The following is an 18,526-nucleotide window of genomic DNA, read 5'->3' as shown; positions in this document are numbered from 1 at the left end:
CTCTTCATCCAGCACGGCCATGCCGAGGCATGGGCGCCGGACGCAGCCTTATCAGGCTTCGACCGAGACGACGCTGACGGTGCGACGCTTCTTCGGGCCCTTCACGGTGAACTCCACCTTGCCGTCCGTCAGGGCGAACAGGGTGTGGTCACGACCGAGGCCGACGCCGGAACCCGGGTGGAACTGGGTGCCGCGCTGACGCACGATGATGTTGCCGGCTTCGATGGCCTGGCCACCGAAGATCTTGACGCCGAGGTACTTCGGGTTGGAGTCGCGACCGTTGCGCGAAGAGCCTACGCCTTTTTTATGTGCCATGACCTATCTCCTTACTTGCTGCCACCGGCAATGCCGGTGATCTCGATTTCGGTGTAGTACTGACGGTGACCCTGGCGCTTCATGTGGTGCTTACGGCGACGGAACTTGATGATCCGGACCTTGTCGGCACGCCCCTGGGACAGGACGGTGGCAGTGACCGCAGCGCCGCTCAGGGCGTCGCCGATCTTGATGCCATCGCTGTCGCCGAGCAGCAGGATGTTGTCGAACTTGATCTCGCTGCCGACTTCGACTTCGAGCTTTTCAATGCGGAGCTTTTCGCCCTGCGCCACGCGGTATTGCTTACCGCCGGTGACCAGTACTGCGTACATGACCAGACTTCCTCTGTAGTTATTGTGGTCTATGGACTGCCGCCGTCGAGGGCGGACAGGAGCGGAATTGTACGTGGACCACCGCGGACGGGTCAAGTCAACCCCTGGGCGGGGCCTGCGGGGACCTGTCCCCCGCCCTCAGTAGAGCCGAGCCATGCTCGGCTGAACGGTTCGGGGTCCGGCCAGCCGAGCGTGGCTCGGCTCTACTGGCCGTCTCACGAGGTGAGACACCGGGCTGGCATTGTCGCCCATTGCCCCCATCTGGTCACCTCGGTAGGCTGACCGATTGCCGCCCTATCGCTGGCCCGGCGGCCCAGCCACGCCCCCACAACCGGATTCCCCATGGCGATGGATTTCATCCGCATCCGCGGCGCGCGGACGCACAACCTCAAGAACATCGACCTCGACCTGCCCCGCGACAAACTGATCGTGATCACCGGCCTGTCCGGCTCGGGCAAGTCGTCGCTGGCGTTCGACACCATCTATGCCGAGGGCCAGCGGCGTTACGTCGAGTCCCTGTCGGCGTATGCGCGGCAGTTCCTGAGCGTGATGGAAAAGCCGGACCTGGACCATATCGAAGGCCTGTCCCCGGCGATCTCGATCGAGCAGAAGTCGACCTCGCACAACCCGCGCTCGACGGTCGGCACGATCACCGAGATCTACGACTACCTGCGCCTGCTGTACGCACGTGTCGGCACGCCGCGCTGCCCCGACCACGGCTATCCGCTGGAAGCGCAGACGGTCAGCCAGATGGTCGACCACATGCTGACGCTGGACCCGGAACAGCGCTACATGCTGCTGGCGCCGGTGATCCGCGACCGCAAGGGCGAGCACGCACAGGTATTCGACCAGCTGCGCGCGCAGGGTTTCGTGCGTGTGCGCGTCGATGGCGAGCTGTACGAAATCGATGCGGTGCCGCCGCTGGCGCTGCGCCAGAAGCACACCATCGAGGCGGTGATCGATCGCTTCCGCCCGCGCGAAGACATCAAGCAGCGCCTGGCCGAGAGCTTCGAAACGGCCTTGAAGCTGGGTGATGGCATGGCGTCGGTGCAGTCGCTGGACGACGCCGGTGCGACCCCTACCCTGTTCTCGTCCAAGTATTCCTGCCCGGTCTGCGACTACTCGCTGCCCGAACTGGAGCCGCGCCTGTTCTCGTTCAACGCACCGATGGGCGCCTGCCCCGGTTGCGATGGGCTGGGCATGGCCGAGTTCTTCGATCCCTCGCGCGTGGTGGTGCATCCCGAGCTGTCGCTGGCTGCCGGTGCCGTGCGCGGCTGGGATCGCCGCAATGCCTATTACTTCCAGCTGATCGCCTCGCTGGCCAAGCACTACAAGTTCGACACCGACGCGGCGTGGAACTCGCTGCCGGCCAAGGTGCAGCAGGCCGTGCTGTATGGCAGCGGCGAGGAAGCGATCACCTTCACCTACTTCACCGAGGCCGGTGGCCGCACCCAGCGCAAGCATCGCTTCGAAGGCATCATTCCCAACCTCGAACGCCGCTACAAGGAAACCGAGTCGGCGGCGGTGCAGGAAGAGCTTGGCAAGTACATCAGCGAGCATGCCTGTCCCGAGTGCAACGGCGCACGCCTGAACAAGGCCGCGCGCAAAGTGTTCGTGGCCGATCGCCCGCTGCCGGAACTGGTGGTGCTGCCGATCGATGAAGCGCTGAAGTTCTTCAGCGAACTGAGCCTGCCGGGCTGGCGCGGCGAGATCGCTGCGAAGATCGTCAAGGAGATCGGTGAGCGTCTCGGCTTCCTGGTCGATGTGGGCCTGGATTACCTGACCCTGGAGCGCAAGGCCGACACCCTGTCCGGTGGCGAGGCGCAGCGCATCCGCCTGGCCAGCCAGATCGGTGCCGGCCTGGTGGGCGTGATGTACGTGCTCGATGAGCCGTCCATCGGCCTGCACCAGCGCGACAACGAGCGCCTGCTGGGCACCCTCACCCGCCTGCGCGACCTCGGCAACACGGTGATCGTGGTTGAGCATGACGAAGATGCGATCCGCCTGGCCGACTACGTGCTGGACATCGGGCCGGGCGCGGGCGTGCATGGCGGCGAGATCGTCGGCCAGGGCAGCCTGCAGGACCTCCTTGATGCACCGCGTTCGCTGACCGGCCAGTACCTGTCGGGCAAGCGCGCGATCAAGATCCCGGCGCGCCGGCACAAGCCGAACCCGAAGATGACCCTGCATCTGCGTGGTGCCACCGGCAACAACCTGAAGGGCGTGGACCTGGCCATTCCGGCGGGGCTGCTGACCTGCGTGACCGGCGTGTCCGGTTCGGGCAAGTCGACCCTGATCAACGACACCCTGTTCTCGCTGGCTGCCAACGAGATCAACGGCGCCTCGCACCCGATCGCGCCGTACAAGGAGATCGATGGCCTGGACCTGTTCGACAAGGTGGTGGACATCGACCAGTCGCCGATCGGCCGCACCCCGCGTTCGAACCCGGCCACCTATACCGGCCTGTTCACTCCCCTGCGCGAACTGTTCGCACAGGTGCCCGAATCGCGTGCGCGCGGGTATTCGCCGGGCCGCTTCAGTTTCAACGTGCGTGGTGGCCGCTGCGAGGCCTGCCAGGGCGATGGCCTGATCAAGGTCGAGATGCACTTCCTGCCGGACGTGTACGTGCCCTGCGACGTCTGCCATGGCAAGCGCTACAACCGCGAAACGCTGGAGATCCTGTACAAGGGCTTCAACATCAACGACGTGCTGGAAATGACCGTCGAAGATGCGTTGAAGCTGTTCGAGCCGGTACCGTCCATCGCCCGCAAGCTGGAAACCCTGGTCGATGTCGGCCTGAGCTACATCAAGCTGGGCCAGAGCGCGACCACGCTGTCCGGTGGTGAAGCGCAGCGCGTGAAGCTGTCCAAGGAGCTGTCGCGCCGCGATACCGGCCGCACCCTGTACATCCTCGACGAGCCGACCACCGGCCTGCACTTCCACGACATCGAGGCACTGCTCGGCGTGCTGCACAAGCTGCGCGACGAGGGCAACACGGTGGTGGTGATCGAGCACAACCTGGACGTGATCAAGACTGCCGACTGGATCGTCGATCTGGGTCCGGAAGGCGGTCATCGCGGTGGCACCATCCTGGTGACCGGCACGCCGGAAGACGTGGCCGCATGCCCGGATTCGTACACCGGCCAGTTCCTCGCCCGGATGCTGCCGTCCACTGCTGCGCGACCGGACCAGCCCGCCGCCGTGGCCAACAAGCCCGATGCGCGCCCGCCGCGCAAGGTGAAGCCCGAGAAGCCGGCCAAGAAGGCCGCCGCCGCCAAGAGCACCGGCAAGGCCAGCAAGACCGCCACGGCCGGCACCAAGAAGAAGAAGGACGCCTGATGAGCAGCGAACACAAGATCCTGGCCCGCATTCCGATCAGCGTGCGCTGGCGTGACATGGACAGCATGGGCCACGTCAACAACGCCAAGTACATCTCCTACCTGGAAGAGGCGCGCGTGCGCTGGATGCTGGGCGTGGAAGGCGTGTCGATGACCGACCGCATCGCACCGGTGGTGGCTGCCACCAACGTCAACTACCGGTTGCCGATCGTGTGGCCCAACGACATCCTGGTCGAGCTGTTCGTCGAGCGCCTGGGCAACAGCAGCGTGACCATCGGTCATCGCATCGTCGACCAGCAGGATGAGTCGAAGCTGTATTCGGACGGCAACGTGGTGGTGGTGTGGATGGACACGCAGACCGGCAAGAGCGCGCCACTGCCTGAGGCGATCCGCAACGCGTCGAGCTGACACATCTGGTAGATGCCGACCTTGGTCGGCACCGGCCCGCCGGGCATGGCTCGGCGCTACCGTTCCACATCAAAGGACTGACATGATCCACCAGACTGAACTGCGCGACCTGCTGCCCGGCATGGTCCCCTTCCCCGCCGACGTATTCCCCGATGACCAGGCCTGGCTTGGTCAGCACCTGCTGCCGCTGCTGAAGATCGACCTCGGCGTGCTGCGCCCGGAACTGGCCGGCCAGGCCGCCACCCTGCTGTGTCCGATCGAGCCCTATGAAGGCTGCATCGGCGAAGCCACCGAAGAACACCACAACGCGTTCACCGGCACCAACTGGATCGCCTTTGAATTGACCGCCGACAACCGCATGCGTTTCCTCGGTGAGGAGGGCTATTTCATCGGCGACCAGGTGCAGGACAACGACGCGCTGGAGCACATCACGGAGATGCGTGAGAGCTACAGCAAGGCACACGCGTACTTCCAGCAGCATGGACGCCTGGCCAGCTATTCGCGCTATGGCGATGGCGAGCCCGGCGAGCAGGCCTACCTTGATGTGCTGGGCGGGCAGATCTCGACCGGCAACTGGATTGAAACCGCGGAGATTCCCGCCGCCTTCGCGCTGGCGTTCACCGAGGCGGCCGACGACCGCCATGCGCCGGACGATGCCGAGTGCGCGATCATCACCCGCGATGGCAGGAAATTCTTCGCCGTGGCCGAAGTGGCCGGCTACAACTGGTGCGCCACTGGTGCCGATGCGATCGTGATGCTGTACGAGCCGGAAAGCCGCACGGTGCTGTTCTCGTACGACTGGTCGTAAGCCCACCGCGCTGCGCGCTCGCCGGGCATGGCCCGGCGGAACGAGCGCCGCGTTAAGGCGCGGCCTTGCGCGCTATCAACGCCGTGCTGACTTCGGTGCCATCTTCCAGCTGCAGCTGCAGCCACACAGGCTGCCCCTCCTCCAGGGTGCGGTAGCCGTCCATCAGCATCAGGTGCAGGCCACCGGGCTTCAGTACGGCGCGTGCGCCGGGCGCCAATGGCAGGCGCCGGACCTCACGCATGCGGCTGACCCCATCGACGATCGTGGTCTCGTGCAGCGACACATCGCCGAAGGTCGCACTGCGTGCACCGGTGATCGCCACCGCGTTGGCGCAGCCGTTGCGGATCACCGCATAACCGGCAGTCATTGCCATCTTCGGGTTGGGCAACAACCGTACCCAGCCCTGCTCGACGGTGACGCACTTCGTCTCGGCGGCGGAGGCCGATGCTGCGGCCGCACACAGAGCCAACAGTACGCCAACGAATGGTTTGGTTATCATCGTCTCAGTTCCCTCTTCGCAACGAGACCCGCAGCATGACGACGCTCATCGAGGTGATCAACCATGGCCCCATCCGCGAACTGCGGCTGGCGCGGCCGCCGGTCAATGCCCTGGACACCGAGCTGTGCCGGCAGTTGATCCATGCCATCGAACTGGCGATGGCCGAGGACGCGCACGGCATCGTGCTGTCCGGCAGCGAGCGCATCTTCACCGGCGGCATGGACGTGCCGCACCTGCTCTCGCATGGCGATGACAAGCACAAGCTGCTGGACACCTGGAACGCGTTCTTCGGCGCGGTACGCACGCTTGCCGAGAGCCGCATCCCGGTGGTTGCGGCGATCACCGGCCATGCACCGGCTGGCGGCTGCGTGCTGGCCCTGTGCTGCGACTACCGGGTGATGGCGCGCAGTGCCGATCCGGCGCGCCCGTACGCCATCGGCCTGAACGAGGTGCAGGTCGGCCTGATTGCACCGGAGGGCATCCAGCGCCTGCTGCGCCGTGCGGTGGGCGCACACCGCTCCAGCGTCCTGCTGGCCACCGGCGCACTGGTCCCCGCCGAACAGGCACTACAGATCGGCCTGGTCGATGAACTGGTTGATGGCGAGCTGGTGGTGGCCCGTGCGGTAGCCTGGCTGCAGGACCTGCTGAAGCAGCCGCGGCAGCCGATGCTGCTGACCCGGGCCATCGCCCGCGCCGAACTGCACGACGCCCTGCACCCGGACCTGATCCAGCTCGACCGCTTCGTCGAGGCCTGGTTCGCCCCGGATGCGCAGAACGCGCTGCAGGCGCTGGTCGCCCGGCTGGGGAAGTAAGGCGGCCGGGCTGCCGCCCGGCACCCGCAGAGGCAACGTCCACGTCAAATGCCGCTTTCCGTAGAGAGGCCAGGCGGGGCCGATTGCGGGGGGCGCTGCAAGTACGTCCATGTAAGCTCGGTCGCGCCATCCATGGCGCTCACGCCCCCGCAACCGGCCCCGCCCGGCCTTCGACAGTTGACCGCAAGCGTCTTGTCGAGCCGAGAGGCGCTTGGCTGGAGGGTGGGGCCATGTGGAAAACGGGAAGGAGGGGGCCGTGCGCACCGGTATAATCGAGCCCTCTTTCATCGCTGTGGCCGCCCCCTTGAACGACACGCCCGAACCCGTCGTCTCCGAGCTGATCGACCTGCTCACCTTGGAGCGGCTGGAGGACAACCTGTTCCGCGGCCAGAGCCGCGACATCGGCACCAAGTACGTGTTCGGCGGGCAGGTTCTGGGCCAGGCCCTGGCGGCCGCCCAGGCCACGGTCGACAACGGTCGCCATGTGCACTCGCTGCACGCCTATTTCCTGCGCGCCGGCAACATCGACCATCCGATCGTCTACGACGTCGACCGTACCCGCGACGGCGGCAGCTTCTCGGTACGCCGGGTGACCGCGATCCAGCACGGCAAGGTGATCTTCTTCTGCGCGGCCTCGTTCCAGCAGGCCGAATCCGGTGCCGAGCACCAGCACAAGATGCCTGAAGTGCCGCAGCCGGAAGACATCGAACCGAACCGCCCGCTGCCGGCGGAAGTGCTTGAACGCCTGCCGATCAAGGTGCAGCGCTGGTTGTCGCGCGGTGGTCCGTTCGAGTTCCGCCATGTCTATCCGCGCGATGAACTGAACCCGCCAAAGCGCCCGCCCTACCACCAGGTCTGGCTGCGCCTGAGCGAGCGTGTTGGCGATGCTCCCGAGCTGCACCAGGCGCTGCTGGCCTACGCGTCGGACTTCCACCTGCTGGGCACGGCGACCTTCCCGCACGGCATCAGCTACTACCATCCGCACGTGCAGATGGCCTCGCTGGACCACGCGATCTGGTTCCACCGCCCGTTCCGCGCCGACGACTGGCTGCTGTACTCGCTGGACAGCCCCAGCGCGCAGGACTCGCGCGGCCTGGCCCGTGGCCAGTTCTTCACCCGTGATGGCGTGCTGGTTGCCAGCACCGCCCAGGAAGGCTTGATCCGCGTGGTTCCGGACCAGGCAGCAGCGGCCGCCGTGCCGGCCAAGGATTGATCCGATGCGTCAGATTTTCAGCAGCCAGCGCGTGGAAACCGTGGAAGGCGTGGCCGAGCTCCTGCGCAGTCACGACATCCAGGTGAAGGTCACCAACGGGCGTTCGTACAAGACGCGCCGCCGCGGCCAGTTCAGCTATACCGACCTGGGCAATGCCGGTGCCTACCCGGCGGTCTGGGTCGTGCGTGCCGACGACCAGCCGCGTGCGCGCGAAATCCTGCGCGACGCCCGCCTGCTCGACACCACCCGCCGTGACCATCCGACCGCCGAATTCGCCTTCCGCGATGACGTGCAGGAAAGCACCGGTGGTCGCAGCTGGGCCTGGCGCATCCGCATCGCCCTGCTGGTGGTGATCGCCGGCGTGGCGCTGGTGATCGGCCTGCGCCATCGCGGCGCCCCTGCCCCCGCGGCCCCGGTGCCCGCCCCGCAGGCCCAGCCGCAACCGCAGCAAGCCCAACCGGCCGCGCCGGCACCGCCGGAAGAAGAGGAAGTGCGGGTCCGCATCCAGCCGGCGAAGTAGTGCCGGCCGCTGGCCGGCAACCGCAGGTAGCGCCGGGCCATGCCCGGCGAGCGCAGCGGCCTGCATCAGCGGCCACAATGCCTGACAGGACAGGCGCCGGGCGCGGCCCGGCGCTACCGGAAAAGGGCAGGTCACATTCCGCACGCGCCTCCGTCATGGGACACAATCCCTGCAGGAGCCCGCCGCCATGACGACCTTCGCCGCAAGCATCGACGACACACTGCACCGCGAACTGCCGGCCGCCAGCGGCGGCTGCCAGCATGCCTATGGGCGCATCGTGCTGGCCTGCCAGAACACGGTCACCGCCATTGCCCTGGCCATCACCGGCGACCGCCAGGCCAGCGAGGACATCGCCCAGGAAGCGTTCGTGAAGGGCTGGCAGCAGCTGCACCAGCTGCGCAGCGCGAGCAGCTTCCTGCCCTGGCTGCGGCAGATCACCCGCAACCTCGCCCGTGACTGGCTGCGCGCGCAACGTGGCCGACCGCTGAGCGGCGAGGCTGCCGAAGTGGCATTGACCATGGCAGCGGATCCGGCCCCCGGCGCGGCCGATCGCCTGCAACGGCTGGAAGAGGAAATCGCTGCCGAAGACATCATCTCCGCCCTGCCCGCCGATAGCCGCGAAGTACTGCTGCTGTATTACCGCGAGGGCCAGCATTCGCAGCAGGTCGCTGACCTGCTCGGGCTGAGCGACGCGGCGGTACGCAAGCGCCTGTCACGCGCCCGTGCGCAGGTGCGCGAGGGCCTGCTGCAGCGCTTCGGCGAATTCGCACGCAGCAGTGCACCCAGTGCAGCGTTCGCAACGGCGGTGGTGTCGATGCTGATGATCGCCGCGCCCGGCACCGCCAGCGCGGCGATCCTGCTGGGAACCGGCGTCGGCATCGGCGGCAGCAAGCTCGGACTCGGTGGCGCCAGCGCCGCCGGCGGTACCGCGATGGGCACGTTGACCGCTACGCTGGGCCAGCTGCAGATGCTGCCTGCGTCAAGCTGGGCCGCGATCATCGGCGGCGTCGTCGGTGGTGCGCTCGGCAGCTATCTCGGCGGCCGTTTCCTGCTGTCGTACGCCGAGACCGGCGCCGAGCAGGTGCAGGTTCGCCGCTTCGTCAATGTCAGCACGGGCACGAGCCTGGGCTGGTGCCTGGCCATCCTGTTTACCGTGCTGCTGCAGGCGCCGATGTGGGCGCAGCTGCTGGTGCTGGCACTGGGCCTGGTCGTGGTCAACTACCAGTGCCTGGTGACACTGCGGCGCATCATGGCGCCGCTGCTCGCGCGTGATGCAGCTCGGCGTGGGCGTCACGGGATCAACTGGAAGTACGAATCCATGTACGGCCTGACCGGCATGATGGCGGTGAACCTGATGGTCATCGGTGCCCTGGCCTACACGATGACGCACAGCGGCCGCCTGTAACGGACAACGCCGGCATTACGCCGGCGTTGTCGTCGATCACTGCAGTGAAAATCAGCGCTGCGGCTTCGGCGCGGCGCCGTCACGCAGGCCGCCATGGCGCGGGCCACCGTGCATCGGGCCCTTGGCGGCGTCGAACTCGGCCTTGCTCAGCTGCCCATCCTTGTTGGTATCGGCGGCGGCGAACCAGGCGTCACGATGCTGCTTCATGCGCAGCTCGCGGTCGGCCTTGTCCAGGTAACCGTCCTTGTTGAGATCGAGCTGGTCGAAACGCTCGGCCAGGCGCGGATCGGCCTTGGCTTCCTCACGGCTGATGCGGCCATCCTTGTTCGCGTCCAGCTTGGCCCAGCGCTCGCCGCCGCGACCACCATGACGGCCGTGCTTCCAGCGCGGCAGCTCATCACGGGAGAGCTTGCCATCCTTGTTCTTGTCCAGCTCATCGAACTTCGCGGCCAGGCGCGGGTTGGCCGCCGCTTCGCTGCGGTCGATGACGCCATCGCCATTGACATCCAGCTTGGCCGGGCGCGGTGCCGGAGCGGTCGGGGCGTCGGCGGCCAAGGCGATACCGGTCGCGGAGGTGCCGAGCAGCAGGGCCAGCAGCAGGGGGGTACGGATCATGGGGTCACTCCTGGGAATGGGATTGGCATCGGGGTGAACACCTCACCCTCGGAGGACAACAACGCCTGACCACGACCTCGGTTGACGCAGCCGCCGGTTCCATTCATCCGGCGGACAGTCGCCGCCATTGCGACAGGCTGGAGCTATGCTGTGTCCATGGCGAGACACGGCGACAGAGACGACGAACTGCGACTGTTCCAGACCGGTGAGCACCCCTGCGGGTACTGGCCAGACCGGGTCGCGCGCGATCTGGTGCTGGACCCGCAGGACCGTCGCCTTGGCGGGCTGTATCCGCTGGCCCTGAGCTGGGGCTTCCGCCGCAGCGGTGATCTGGTCTATCGCCCGCACTGTGCGAACTGCCACGCCTGCGTCGCCGTGCGCATCCCGGTGGCCCGCTTCGCCCCGGACCGCAGCCAGCGCCGCTGCGCCGCCCGCAATGCCGACCTGGAAGTGCGCATCACCGCAGCCATGCCGCGTGAGGATCTGTTCGAGCTGTACCACCGCTACCTGGTGCATCGTCATGCCAAGGGCGGCATGGACGACCACGGCCCGCACGAGTTCGAGCAGTTCCTGATCGGCAGCTGGTCGCACACGCGCTTCATGGAAATGCGCCTGCCCGGCCACGACGGCCAGCCCAGCCAGCTGCTGGGTGTGGCGGTGACCGATGTGACCGAGCACGGGCTGTCGGCGGTCTATACCTTCTTCGACCCCGCCCATGCCGCGCGCGGGCTGGGTACCTTCGCGATCCTGCAGCAACTGGAGTGGGCCCGCCGCGAGGGCCTGCCACACCTGTACCTGGGCTACTGGATTCGTGAGCACCAGAAGATGGATTACAAGCGACGCTACCGCCCGCTGGAGGCCTACGACGGCCGCCGCTGGCATGATTTCGATGACGATCTGGACGGACGCTGACAAACCACTGACACCGGGCCGGGTGCACAATACGGCCATGAACGCCAAACCCCTGATCCTCGGCCTGGCCCTGCTCTGTGGCGCCACCGCTCCCGCTTTCGCCACGTCCCCCGCGATGACCGAAAAACCGTCTGCAGCGCTGCGCCTGGCTACCTACAACACCTCGCTGTATTCGGACGAAGCCGGCGGCCTGATCGCGGAGCTGGAAGGCGACAGCGAACACGCGCGCAAGATCGCCGCGGTACTGCAGCAGGCGCGCCCTGACCTGGTGCTGCTGAACGAGTTCGACTTCGACGACGCCCATCGCGCCGCCGACCTGTTCCAGAAGCGCTACCTGGAAGTGGCCCAGCCCGGTGGCGGCAAGCCGCTGCACTTCGCCTACCGCTACCTGGCACCGGTGAACACCGGCGTGCCCAGCGGCCTGGACCTGGACAACAACGGCATTGTCGGTGGTGAAGGCCGAGGCCGTGGCAACGACGCCTGGGGCTACGGCCTGCACCCGGGCCAGTACGGCATGCTGGTGCTGTCGCGCTACCCGATCGACGAAGCCAAGGTGCGCAGCTTCCAGCTGCTGAAGTGGAGTGCGATGCCCGGCGCGATCCGCCCGATCGATCCGCGTACCGGCAAGAGCTTCTACAACGACAGCGTCTGGTCGCAGCTGCGGCTGTCGTCGAAGTCGCATTGGGACGTGCCGGTGAAGACCCCGGCCGGCGTGGTGCACGCGCTGGTCTCGCACCCGACGCCGCCGGTGTTCGACGGCCCGGAAAAGCGCAACGCCGCACGCAACCACGACGAACTGCGCCTGTGGCAGGAATACCTGTCCAAGGGTGACAAGCCGTGGCTGTGCGACGACAAGGGCCTGTGCGGTGGCCTGGCCCAGGATGCACGCTTCGTCATCCTTGGCGACCTCAACAACGATCCGGTCGATGGCGATGGCCGCCACGAGGCGATCGTCGAACTGATCGAGAACGCCCGCGTCCTGCGCTACCCCACCCCGCGCAGCGTCGGCGCCGAGCAGACCAGCCTGGCCTATGCGGCGAAGGGCATCGAACGCAAGGGCGCACCGTTCCATGCCACCGGCGATTTCGGCCCGAAGTCCGGCACCATGCGCCTGGACTACGTGCTGCCCTCGACCGGTTTCGAGTACCTCGGCAGCGGGGTGTTCTGGCCGGCCAATGAAAGTGCCGAAGCGAAGATCGCCGACGGCAGCGACCACCACCTGGTGTGGGTGGACGTGAAGCCGTAAGTCGGTGTTGATGGGGTACCGACCAACGGTCGGTACCCACCGGAAATCTGTATCGACCAACGGTCGGTACCCACCGGAAATCTGTATCGACCAACGGTCGGTACCCACTGGAATGTGGCCGCCGGCCATGGCCCGGCGCTACCGATTTACGGGCGCAGTTCGACGCCGATGGCCTCGGCCGCATCGCGGGCGATGGCACGCGCTTCGTCAATGGTTTCCGCGCGTGCCAGGGTCACGCCGACACGGCGGTGGCCATGCACGCTGGGCTTGCCGAACAGGCGCACGGCGGTGTCCGGCACCTGCAGCGCGGCGGCCACGTTGTTGAAGTACGGCACGCCCTCGCCATGCGCCAGCAGCGCGCACGAGGCCGATGCGCCACTCTGGCGGATAAGCGGGATCGGCAGGCCGAGGATGGCCCGCGCATGCAGCGCGAACTCGCTGAGTTCCTGCGATACCAGCGTCACCAGACCGGTGTCATGCGGACGTGGCGATACTTCGCTGAACCAGACCTCGTCGCCCTTCACGAACAGCTCGACACCGAACAGGCCCCAGCCACCGAGGTCGTCGGTGATCGCGCGCGAGATCTCCTCGGCACGCGCCAGTGCCTTGTCCGACATCGGCTGCGGCTGCCAGCTTTCGCGATAGTCGCCATCCTTCTGCAGGTGCCCGATCGGCGCGCAGAACGAGGTGCCACTGGCATGGCGCACGGTCAGCAGGGTGATCTCGTAATCGAAGTCGATGAAACCCTCGACGATGCAGCGGCCGGCACCGGCACGGCCGCCGGTCTGCGCGTACTCCCAGGCCGGGGCGATGTCCGCCTCGCTGCGCAGCGTGCTCTGGCCCTTGCCCGAGGACGACATCACCGGCTTGACCACGCACGGCAGGCCGATCGCAGCCACGGCGTCGCGGTACTCGGCCTCGGTATCGACAAAGCGGTACGGCGAGGTCGGCAGGCCCAGCGTCTCGGCGGCCAAGCGGCGGATGCCCTCACGGTCCATGGTCAGGCGCGCCGCACGCGCAGTCGGAATCACCCGCAGGCCCTGCTCCTGTTCCAGCTGCACCAGGGTCTCGGTATGGATCGCCTCGATCTCCGGCACCACCAGGTGCGGCTGTTCCTGCGCGATCAACTGGCGCAGGGCCATCGCATCCAGCATGTCGATCACGTGCGAGCGGTGTGCCACCTGCATGGCCGGGGCATCGGCGTAACGGTCGGCGGCAATCACTTCCACGCCCAACCGCTGCAGCTCGATGGCCACCTCCTTGCCAAGTTCGCCCGAGCCCAGCAGCAGCACGCGGGTGGCGGAGGGGGACAGCGGGGTTCCAAGCTTGGCCATGGCGGGGTTCCAGCAGCAATGTGAAGGCGGGTGGGCATTCTATCCGGTCCAGCCGCAGCGCTTGAGGAAGCCCAGCCGACGAACGGTAGCCCGCACGTGATATCACTTTGATATCTTAATTTCGAACCCTCAAGGACGTACCGCCATGAAAGAGAAGTCGCTGTCCTCCCTCAACGGCCTCGGCGCGCTTGCCGGGTCCCTGGTCGTGGCCCTCGCCGGTGGCGCCCTGTTCGTGGCCGGGGTCGCGGCGAAGGCCAGCACCGGCTCGCCCAACGTGCTGCTGCTCCTGACCGGACTGCTGATCGGCGCGCTGGCCCTGGTCGCACTGGCCGGCCTGTACACCGTGCAGCCCAACCAGGCGGCGGTGGTCAGCCTGTTCGGCAAGTACGTAGGCACCGTCAAGGACAACGGCCTGCGCTGGAACAATCCCTTCTTCAGCAAGCGCCGCGTGAGCCAGCGCGTGCGCAATTTCGAGAGCGGCAAGCTGAAGGTCAACGAGCTGGACGGCAGCCCGATCGAGATCGCCGCGGTGATCGTCTGGCAGGTGGTCGACGCCTCCGAAGCGGTCTACAACGTGGACGACTACGAGAGCTTCGTGCACATCCAGTCCGAATCGGCGCTGCGCGCGATGGCCACCAGCTATCCCTACGACCAGCACGAGGACGGCCAGCTGGCACTGCGCAGCCACGCCAGCGAGATCTCCCAGCACCTGAAGAACGAACTGGCCGAGCGCCTGGCCGATGCCGGTGTGCAGGTGATCGATGCGCGCATCAGCCACCTCGCCTACGCCGCTGAAATCGCCCAGGCGATGCTGCAGCGTCAACAGGCAAACGCAGTGATCGCCGCACGCACGCGCATCGTTGCCGGTGCGGTCGGCATGGTCGAGATGGCGCTGGCCGAACTGCAGAAGAACGGCGTGGTGCAGCTGGACGAGGAGCGCAAGGCGCACATGGTCAGCAACCTGTTGACCGTGCTGTGCTCGGACCGCGGCACGCAGCCGGTCGTCAACACCGGCTCGCTGTACTGAGCCACCCTCGCAACGGGGCGCCCCACCGCCCCGCCAGGAGTCTGCATGAGCGAGAAAAAAGCCTATCCGCTGCGCATCAACGCCGAGGTCCTGGCGGCCGCACAGCGCTGGGCGGACGATGAGCTGCGTAGCCTCAACGCGCAGATCGAATACGTGCTGCGCGACGCACTGCGCAAGGCAGGACGCCTGCCGAAACCCAAGCCATCGCCGGAGGACAAGGAATGAGCAAGCGCTGGAGCTACCTGACCGTCGAGGTCAAGACCACCATGATGGGCCTGCAGAAAGCCGACGACATCCAGGCCGAACTCAGCCGCCAAGGCCAGCTGGGCTGGGAACTGGTCAACATCATCATCCCGGCGCCGATGCGCCCGGCCCTGCTGGTCTTCAAGAAGGAGCTGTGACCATGAGCGCACGCCGTTCGTTGCTTGCTGTTGCCCTCGCCCTGTTGTCCGCCAGTGCAGCCGCGGGTGAACCGCAGCAGGTCGCAGCACGCCTGCTCGATCACCTGCAGGCCGGGCGGATCGCCGATGCCGAAGCCATGCTGACGCCGCAGATGGCCGCGGCCGTGCCTGCCGACAAGCTGCAGGGCCTGTGGCAGTCGCTGGGTGAACTGAAGCAGCGCGGGCCGGCGCACAGCAGCGAGCAGCAGGGCCTGCACCTGGTGGAAGTACCGCTGCAGTTCGCCAGTGGTGCGGTGATCGCGCAGGTGGCGGTGAGCGCGCAGGACAAAGTAGCGGGTCTGCTGCTGCGCCCGGCCCCGGCCGCCAAGGCACCGCCGCTGCCTGCCGACGCGAACTACAGCGAAGCCGATTTCAGCGTGCCGCAGGCGCGCGGTGCGCTGCCCGGCACGCTGTCCCTGCCCAAGGGCAAAGGGCCGTTCCCGGCGGTGGTGCTGGTACACGGCTCCGGCCCGCAGGATCGCGACGAAACCATTGGTGGCAACCGCCCGTTCCTGGACATTGCCCGCGGCCTGGCCGCACAGGGCATCGCAGTGCTGCGCTACGACAAGCGCACCCATGCCCGCCCGCAGGATTTCCAGAGCGGCAGCTTCAACGTGGATGACGAGACCACCGACGACGCCGTTGCGGCACTGAGCGCGTTGGCGGCGGACCCACGCATCGACGGCAAGCGGATCTTCGTGCTCGGCCACAGCCAGGGCGGCATGCTCGCCCCGCGCATCGCCAGCCGCTGGCCACAGGCGCGCGGCGCGATCCTGTGGGCCGCGCCGGCGCGCACGTTGCTTGAGCTGCTGCCGGAGCAGAACCGCTACCTGCTGTCACTGGACGGCTCGATCAGCGCGCCTGAGCAGGCGTTCCTGGACAAGCTGGCGGCGCAGATCGCCGCCGCCCGCAGCGACACGCCTGCAGCCGCCAGCGAACTGCCACTGGGCGTGCCGCAGACGTTCTGGAAAAGCATCGAAGCAGTGAACGCACGGGGCGATGCGGTGGCGCTGAAAAAACCACTGCTGATGCTGCACGGCGGCCGCGACTTCCAGGTACCGGAAACGGATTGGGCACTGTGGAAAAAAGCCTTGGCTGATCGCAAGGATGTGCAATGGAAGGCCTACCCTGCCCTCAACCATATCGGCATCGCTGGCAGCGGCTCCAGTTCATTGAAGGAGTACGCGCGGCCGGGCCACGTCGATGGGCAGCTGATCGATGACGTCGCGCATTGGGTGGAGTCGCAACGATGAGCGGCAGTGATGCACGTCCGTTCGACGTCGCCGAGAGTTCATCGCTGCGAGTGCTGTGGGTTCTGCTGCCCCTGCTGGCGGTACTCGGCGTCGGCATCTGGTCGCAGCTGCACGACAGCCGCACCGACGCTCCCTGGATGGAGGTCACGCTGTCGCCCCCGTTTTTCCTGATGGGTGGCAGCGCGGCATGGAGCCTGGCGGTGATCGTGCTGATGGGCGTCGGCCTGGGCTGGGCGTTTTTCCGCCGCCGGGTGGAGCTGGCAGATAGCGTACTGGACGTGCGTTCGACGCTGTACCGTCGCCGCACGCCGGTGGCCGACCTGCTGCTGGATCAGGCGGAGGTGGTCGACCTGGGCCGTGATCGCCGCTATGGCATCCGCTTCAAGACCAACGGCTACAGCATGCCCGGCTTCTACTCCGGACACTTCCGCCTGCAGGGCGGCGGCAAGGGCTTTGCCCTGGTCACCGACCGCGCACGCACACTGGTGATTCCGGTGCGCGGCGGCAGCACCCTGCTGCTCAGCCTGGAGCGCCCGCAGACGCTGCTGGAGGCGCTGCGCAAGGTGGCCGCCACGGCGCCACGGCAGTAAGCTGGATCGATGCACCGCACCACTCCGCTGTTGATCAATACCGAGGCCGTTGAATTGTGGCCGGCCGCACTGCTGCGCGCACGCAGCAATCTCGACGCCCGCCTGCTGGCGGGCGCGCAATGGGTACTGCGGCGCAAGCAGGATGGCCGCTACCTGGCGGCGGTACTGGCGCACGGCGTGCACTCGCTGGTGCCGCGTCTGCCGCGCGAACCGGGCGTGGAGGAAGCGCTGGCGTTGCTGGACGGCGCGCGGTCACGGCCGTTTGGCGCTGCACTGGACGAGCAGTGGCTGCCACTGGCCGGCCTGCAGCAGCGCCTGCAACAGTTGGGCCTGGATGCGCAGCGCTATGCGCAGGACAGTGGGCTGGCGCTGGAGGCCGAGCCCTGCCTGCTGCACTTCGCCGGACGTGACCGCTTCGCGCGCCCGCTGTGGCTGCGCCGCGGCGCAGCGCAGGGCTGGCGGCGGATGCGCCTGCACGCTGCGCGGGACGGCATTGCACTGGACGCGATCTCCGGCTTCCGCAGCCATGCGTATCAGCTCGGCATTTTCGAGCGCAAGCTGGCGCGCGGGCAGAGCGTGCCGCAGATCCTGCAGGTCAATGCCGCGCCCGGCTTCAGCGAACACCACAGCGGTCACGCGCTGGATATCGGCACACCGGGGGATGCGCCGGCAGAAGAGACCTTTGAGGCGACGGCCGCGTTTGCGTGGCTGCAGGCCAATGCAGGGGCACACGGGTTCCATCTGAGCTATCCGCGCGACAACCCGCATGGGATCGTCTACGAACCGTGGCACTGGTGCTGGAAACCGGCCAACGGCTGAGCCCCTCGTGGCGAACGCTTGACTGCGATCCCGGGTTGGCCGGGAGGGTGGGCGGCGCAGGGGCCGCTGCAAGTACGTCCATGTAAGCTCGGGCGCGCCATCCATGACGCTTACGCCCCTGCGCCGCCCACCCTCCCGGCCACGGACAGTTTCCGCGTGCGTTCGCCACGGAATGGAACAAGAGAGCAAAAGGCAGAAGCGGGTCGCTGCGCTTGAAGCCGGGCATGGCTCGGCGCTACCGATGTGTGGGCGCTGCGGTCACCGCCTCAATGCATTGATCGCCAGCAGCACCCATCCGGCCATCAGCGTGGTGCCGCCTACCGGCGCCAGCCGCGTCGGCCACTGCCACAGCGCACCGCCCAGCAGGCTGCCGGAGAACAGCAGCACGCCCAACAGCAACACGTACAACGCCAGATGCGCGATCGCACCCTGCGTGCGTGGGCCGAGGGCCACCAGTACCGCACCGTGGGCAAACGCATACAGCGCCGCCATGTTCAGGTGCTGCTGCGCCAGCGGATCGGACACGCCATGCGCGGCATAGGCGGACAGACCGATCGAGGCGGCCGCCAGCAGCGCCCCCAGGCAGGCCAGCACCGACGGTTTACGCGCGCGTCGTTCGGAATTGAACATGACAGCTCCTTGC

The 18,526-nt window shown here is 67.1% G+C and carries 21 protein-coding genes; 15 read left to right on the top strand and 6 right to left on the bottom strand.

What is annotated here, in order from left to right; translation table 11 throughout:
* Positions 1 to 51: 51 nt before the first annotated feature.
* Positions 52 to 315: a 50S ribosomal protein L27 gene (gene rpmA, locus AC13GI_RS00260; RefSeq protein WP_089239574.1), complete on the bottom strand. Its 264-nt coding sequence runs from the start codon at positions 313 to 315 to the stop codon at positions 52 to 54.
* A gap of 11 nt (positions 316 to 326) precedes the next feature.
* Complete coding sequence (rplU, locus tag AC13GI_RS00255) at positions 327 to 644, bottom strand: 50S ribosomal protein L21 (protein ID WP_004148331.1); 318 nt, start codon at positions 642 to 644, stop codon at positions 327 to 329.
* 342 nt (positions 645 to 986) lie between these two features.
* On the opposite strand from rplU, the gene uvrA reads away from it, so the two are divergent.
* The 3 genes from uvrA to AC13GI_RS00240 all read left to right on the top strand — a co-directional run bounded on the left by uvrA (position 987) and on the right by AC13GI_RS00240 (position 5,198).
* Positions 987 to 3,983: an excinuclease ABC subunit UvrA gene (gene uvrA, locus AC13GI_RS00250; RefSeq protein WP_482995181.1), complete on the top strand. Its 2,997-nt coding sequence runs from the start codon at positions 987 to 989 to the stop codon at positions 3,981 to 3,983.
* Positions 3,983 to 4,390 carry an acyl-CoA thioesterase gene (locus AC13GI_RS00245; protein WP_380655020.1) on the top strand — a complete coding sequence of 136 codons (408 nt, stop codon included), beginning with the start codon at positions 3,983 to 3,985 and terminating at the stop codon, positions 4,388 to 4,390. Before uvrA ends, AC13GI_RS00245 begins: the two co-directional genes overlap by 1 nt.
* Positions 4,391 to 4,472: 82 nt before the next feature.
* The gene (locus AC13GI_RS00240) at positions 4,473 to 5,198 is read left to right on the top strand and encodes an enolase (RefSeq protein WP_099821024.1); all 726 of its coding nucleotides are present in this window, start codon (positions 4,473 to 4,475) and stop codon (positions 5,196 to 5,198) included.
* Positions 5,199 to 5,250: 52 nt separating this feature from the next.
* On the opposite strand, the gene AC13GI_RS00235 is transcribed toward AC13GI_RS00240, so the two are convergent.
* Entirely contained in the window at positions 5,251 to 5,697 is a 447-nt protein-coding gene (locus AC13GI_RS00235) for a copper chaperone PCu(A)C (RefSeq protein ID WP_482995180.1), read from the bottom strand.
* Between the two features lie 35 nt (positions 5,698 to 5,732).
* Here AC13GI_RS00235 and AC13GI_RS00230 point away from each other — a divergent pair, with 35 nt between their 5' ends.
* The 4 genes from AC13GI_RS00230 to AC13GI_RS00215 all read left to right on the top strand — a co-directional run bounded on the left by AC13GI_RS00230 (position 5,733) and on the right by AC13GI_RS00215 (position 9,647).
* Complete coding sequence (locus AC13GI_RS00230) at positions 5,733 to 6,509, top strand: enoyl-CoA hydratase/isomerase family protein (RefSeq protein ID WP_099821022.1); 777 nt, start codon at positions 5,733 to 5,735, stop codon at positions 6,507 to 6,509.
* 292 nt (positions 6,510 to 6,801) lie between these two features.
* Positions 6,802 to 7,722, top strand: a complete 921-nt coding sequence (tesB, locus tag AC13GI_RS00225) for an acyl-CoA thioesterase II (RefSeq protein ID WP_406779147.1) — start codon at positions 6,802 to 6,804, stop codon at positions 7,720 to 7,722.
* Between the two features lie 4 nt (positions 7,723 to 7,726).
* Positions 7,727 to 8,242 (top strand): pathogenicity-like protein, encoded by a 516-nt coding sequence (locus tag AC13GI_RS00220; RefSeq protein WP_099819379.1) that lies wholly within the window; start codon positions 7,727 to 7,729, stop codon positions 8,240 to 8,242.
* Positions 8,243 to 8,429: 187 nt separating this feature from the next.
* On the top strand, positions 8,430 to 9,647 hold the full coding sequence (locus AC13GI_RS00215) for an RNA polymerase sigma factor (protein WP_482995179.1): 1,218 nt from the start codon (positions 8,430 to 8,432) through the stop codon (positions 9,645 to 9,647).
* Between the two features lie 51 nt (positions 9,648 to 9,698).
* On the opposite strand, the gene AC13GI_RS00210 is transcribed toward AC13GI_RS00215, so the two are convergent.
* Positions 9,699 to 10,262 (bottom strand): EF-hand domain-containing protein, encoded by a 564-nt coding sequence (locus AC13GI_RS00210; protein ID WP_482995178.1) that lies wholly within the window; start codon positions 10,260 to 10,262, stop codon positions 9,699 to 9,701.
* 156 nt (positions 10,263 to 10,418) lie between these two features.
* Between AC13GI_RS00210 and AC13GI_RS00205 the strand changes: the two genes are divergently transcribed.
* Both AC13GI_RS00205 and AC13GI_RS00200 read left to right on the top strand, forming a co-directional pair.
* Positions 10,419 to 11,174, top strand: a complete 756-nt coding sequence (locus tag AC13GI_RS00205; protein ID WP_049467687.1) for an arginyltransferase — start codon at positions 10,419 to 10,421, stop codon at positions 11,172 to 11,174.
* A gap of 37 nt (positions 11,175 to 11,211) precedes the next feature.
* Entirely contained in the window at positions 11,212 to 12,420 is a 1,209-nt protein-coding gene (locus AC13GI_RS00200; protein WP_482995177.1) for an endonuclease/exonuclease/phosphatase family protein, read from the top strand.
* Between the two features lie 146 nt (positions 12,421 to 12,566).
* On the opposite strand, the gene purT is transcribed toward AC13GI_RS00200, so the two are convergent.
* Entirely contained in the window at positions 12,567 to 13,754 is a 1,188-nt protein-coding gene (purT, locus tag AC13GI_RS00195; RefSeq protein WP_482995176.1) for a formate-dependent phosphoribosylglycinamide formyltransferase, read from the bottom strand.
* Between the two features lie 145 nt (positions 13,755 to 13,899).
* On the opposite strand from purT, the gene AC13GI_RS00190 reads away from it, so the two are divergent.
* Genes AC13GI_RS00190 through AC13GI_RS00165 form a run of 6 tightly spaced genes read left to right on the top strand, consistent with a single transcriptional unit; the run spans position 13,900 to position 17,883 of the window.
* Positions 13,900 to 14,781 (top strand): SPFH domain-containing protein, encoded by an 882-nt coding sequence (locus tag AC13GI_RS00190; protein WP_380658016.1) that lies wholly within the window; start codon positions 13,900 to 13,902, stop codon positions 14,779 to 14,781.
* A 45-nt stretch (positions 14,782 to 14,826) separates the two neighbouring features.
* Positions 14,827 to 15,006, top strand: a complete 180-nt coding sequence (locus tag AC13GI_RS00185) for a type II toxin-antitoxin system antitoxin (protein WP_005412615.1) — start codon at positions 14,827 to 14,829, stop codon at positions 15,004 to 15,006.
* On the top strand, positions 15,003 to 15,182 hold the full coding sequence (locus AC13GI_RS00180; protein ID WP_089239544.1) for a DUF4177 domain-containing protein: 180 nt from the start codon (positions 15,003 to 15,005) through the stop codon (positions 15,180 to 15,182). The genes AC13GI_RS00185 and AC13GI_RS00180 overlap by 4 nt, the downstream gene beginning before the upstream one ends.
* 2 nt (positions 15,183 to 15,184) lie before the next feature.
* Positions 15,185 to 16,474, top strand: a complete 1,290-nt coding sequence (locus AC13GI_RS00175) for an alpha/beta hydrolase (protein WP_482995175.1) — start codon at positions 15,185 to 15,187, stop codon at positions 16,472 to 16,474.
* Entirely contained in the window at positions 16,471 to 17,064 is a 594-nt protein-coding gene (locus AC13GI_RS00170) for a PH domain-containing protein (protein ID WP_482995174.1), read from the top strand. The genes AC13GI_RS00175 and AC13GI_RS00170 overlap by 4 nt, the downstream gene beginning before the upstream one ends.
* 9 nt (positions 17,065 to 17,073) lie before the next feature.
* Positions 17,074 to 17,883 (top strand): M15 family metallopeptidase, encoded by an 810-nt coding sequence (locus tag AC13GI_RS00165; RefSeq protein ID WP_482995173.1) that lies wholly within the window; start codon positions 17,074 to 17,076, stop codon positions 17,881 to 17,883.
* A 258-nt stretch (positions 17,884 to 18,141) separates the two neighbouring features.
* On the opposite strand, the gene AC13GI_RS00160 is transcribed toward AC13GI_RS00165, so the two are convergent.
* Positions 18,142 to 18,513, bottom strand: coding sequence for a DUF423 domain-containing protein (locus AC13GI_RS00160; RefSeq protein WP_482995172.1), 372 nt, complete (start codon positions 18,511 to 18,513; stop codon positions 18,142 to 18,144).
* Positions 18,514 to 18,526 lie beyond the last annotated feature (13 nt).

Source organism: Stenotrophomonas sp. 82F1, from assembly GCF_056861525.1.
The sequence above is the reverse complement of the archived record's forward strand: the minus strand, read 5'-3'. Positions and strand labels throughout refer to the sequence as shown.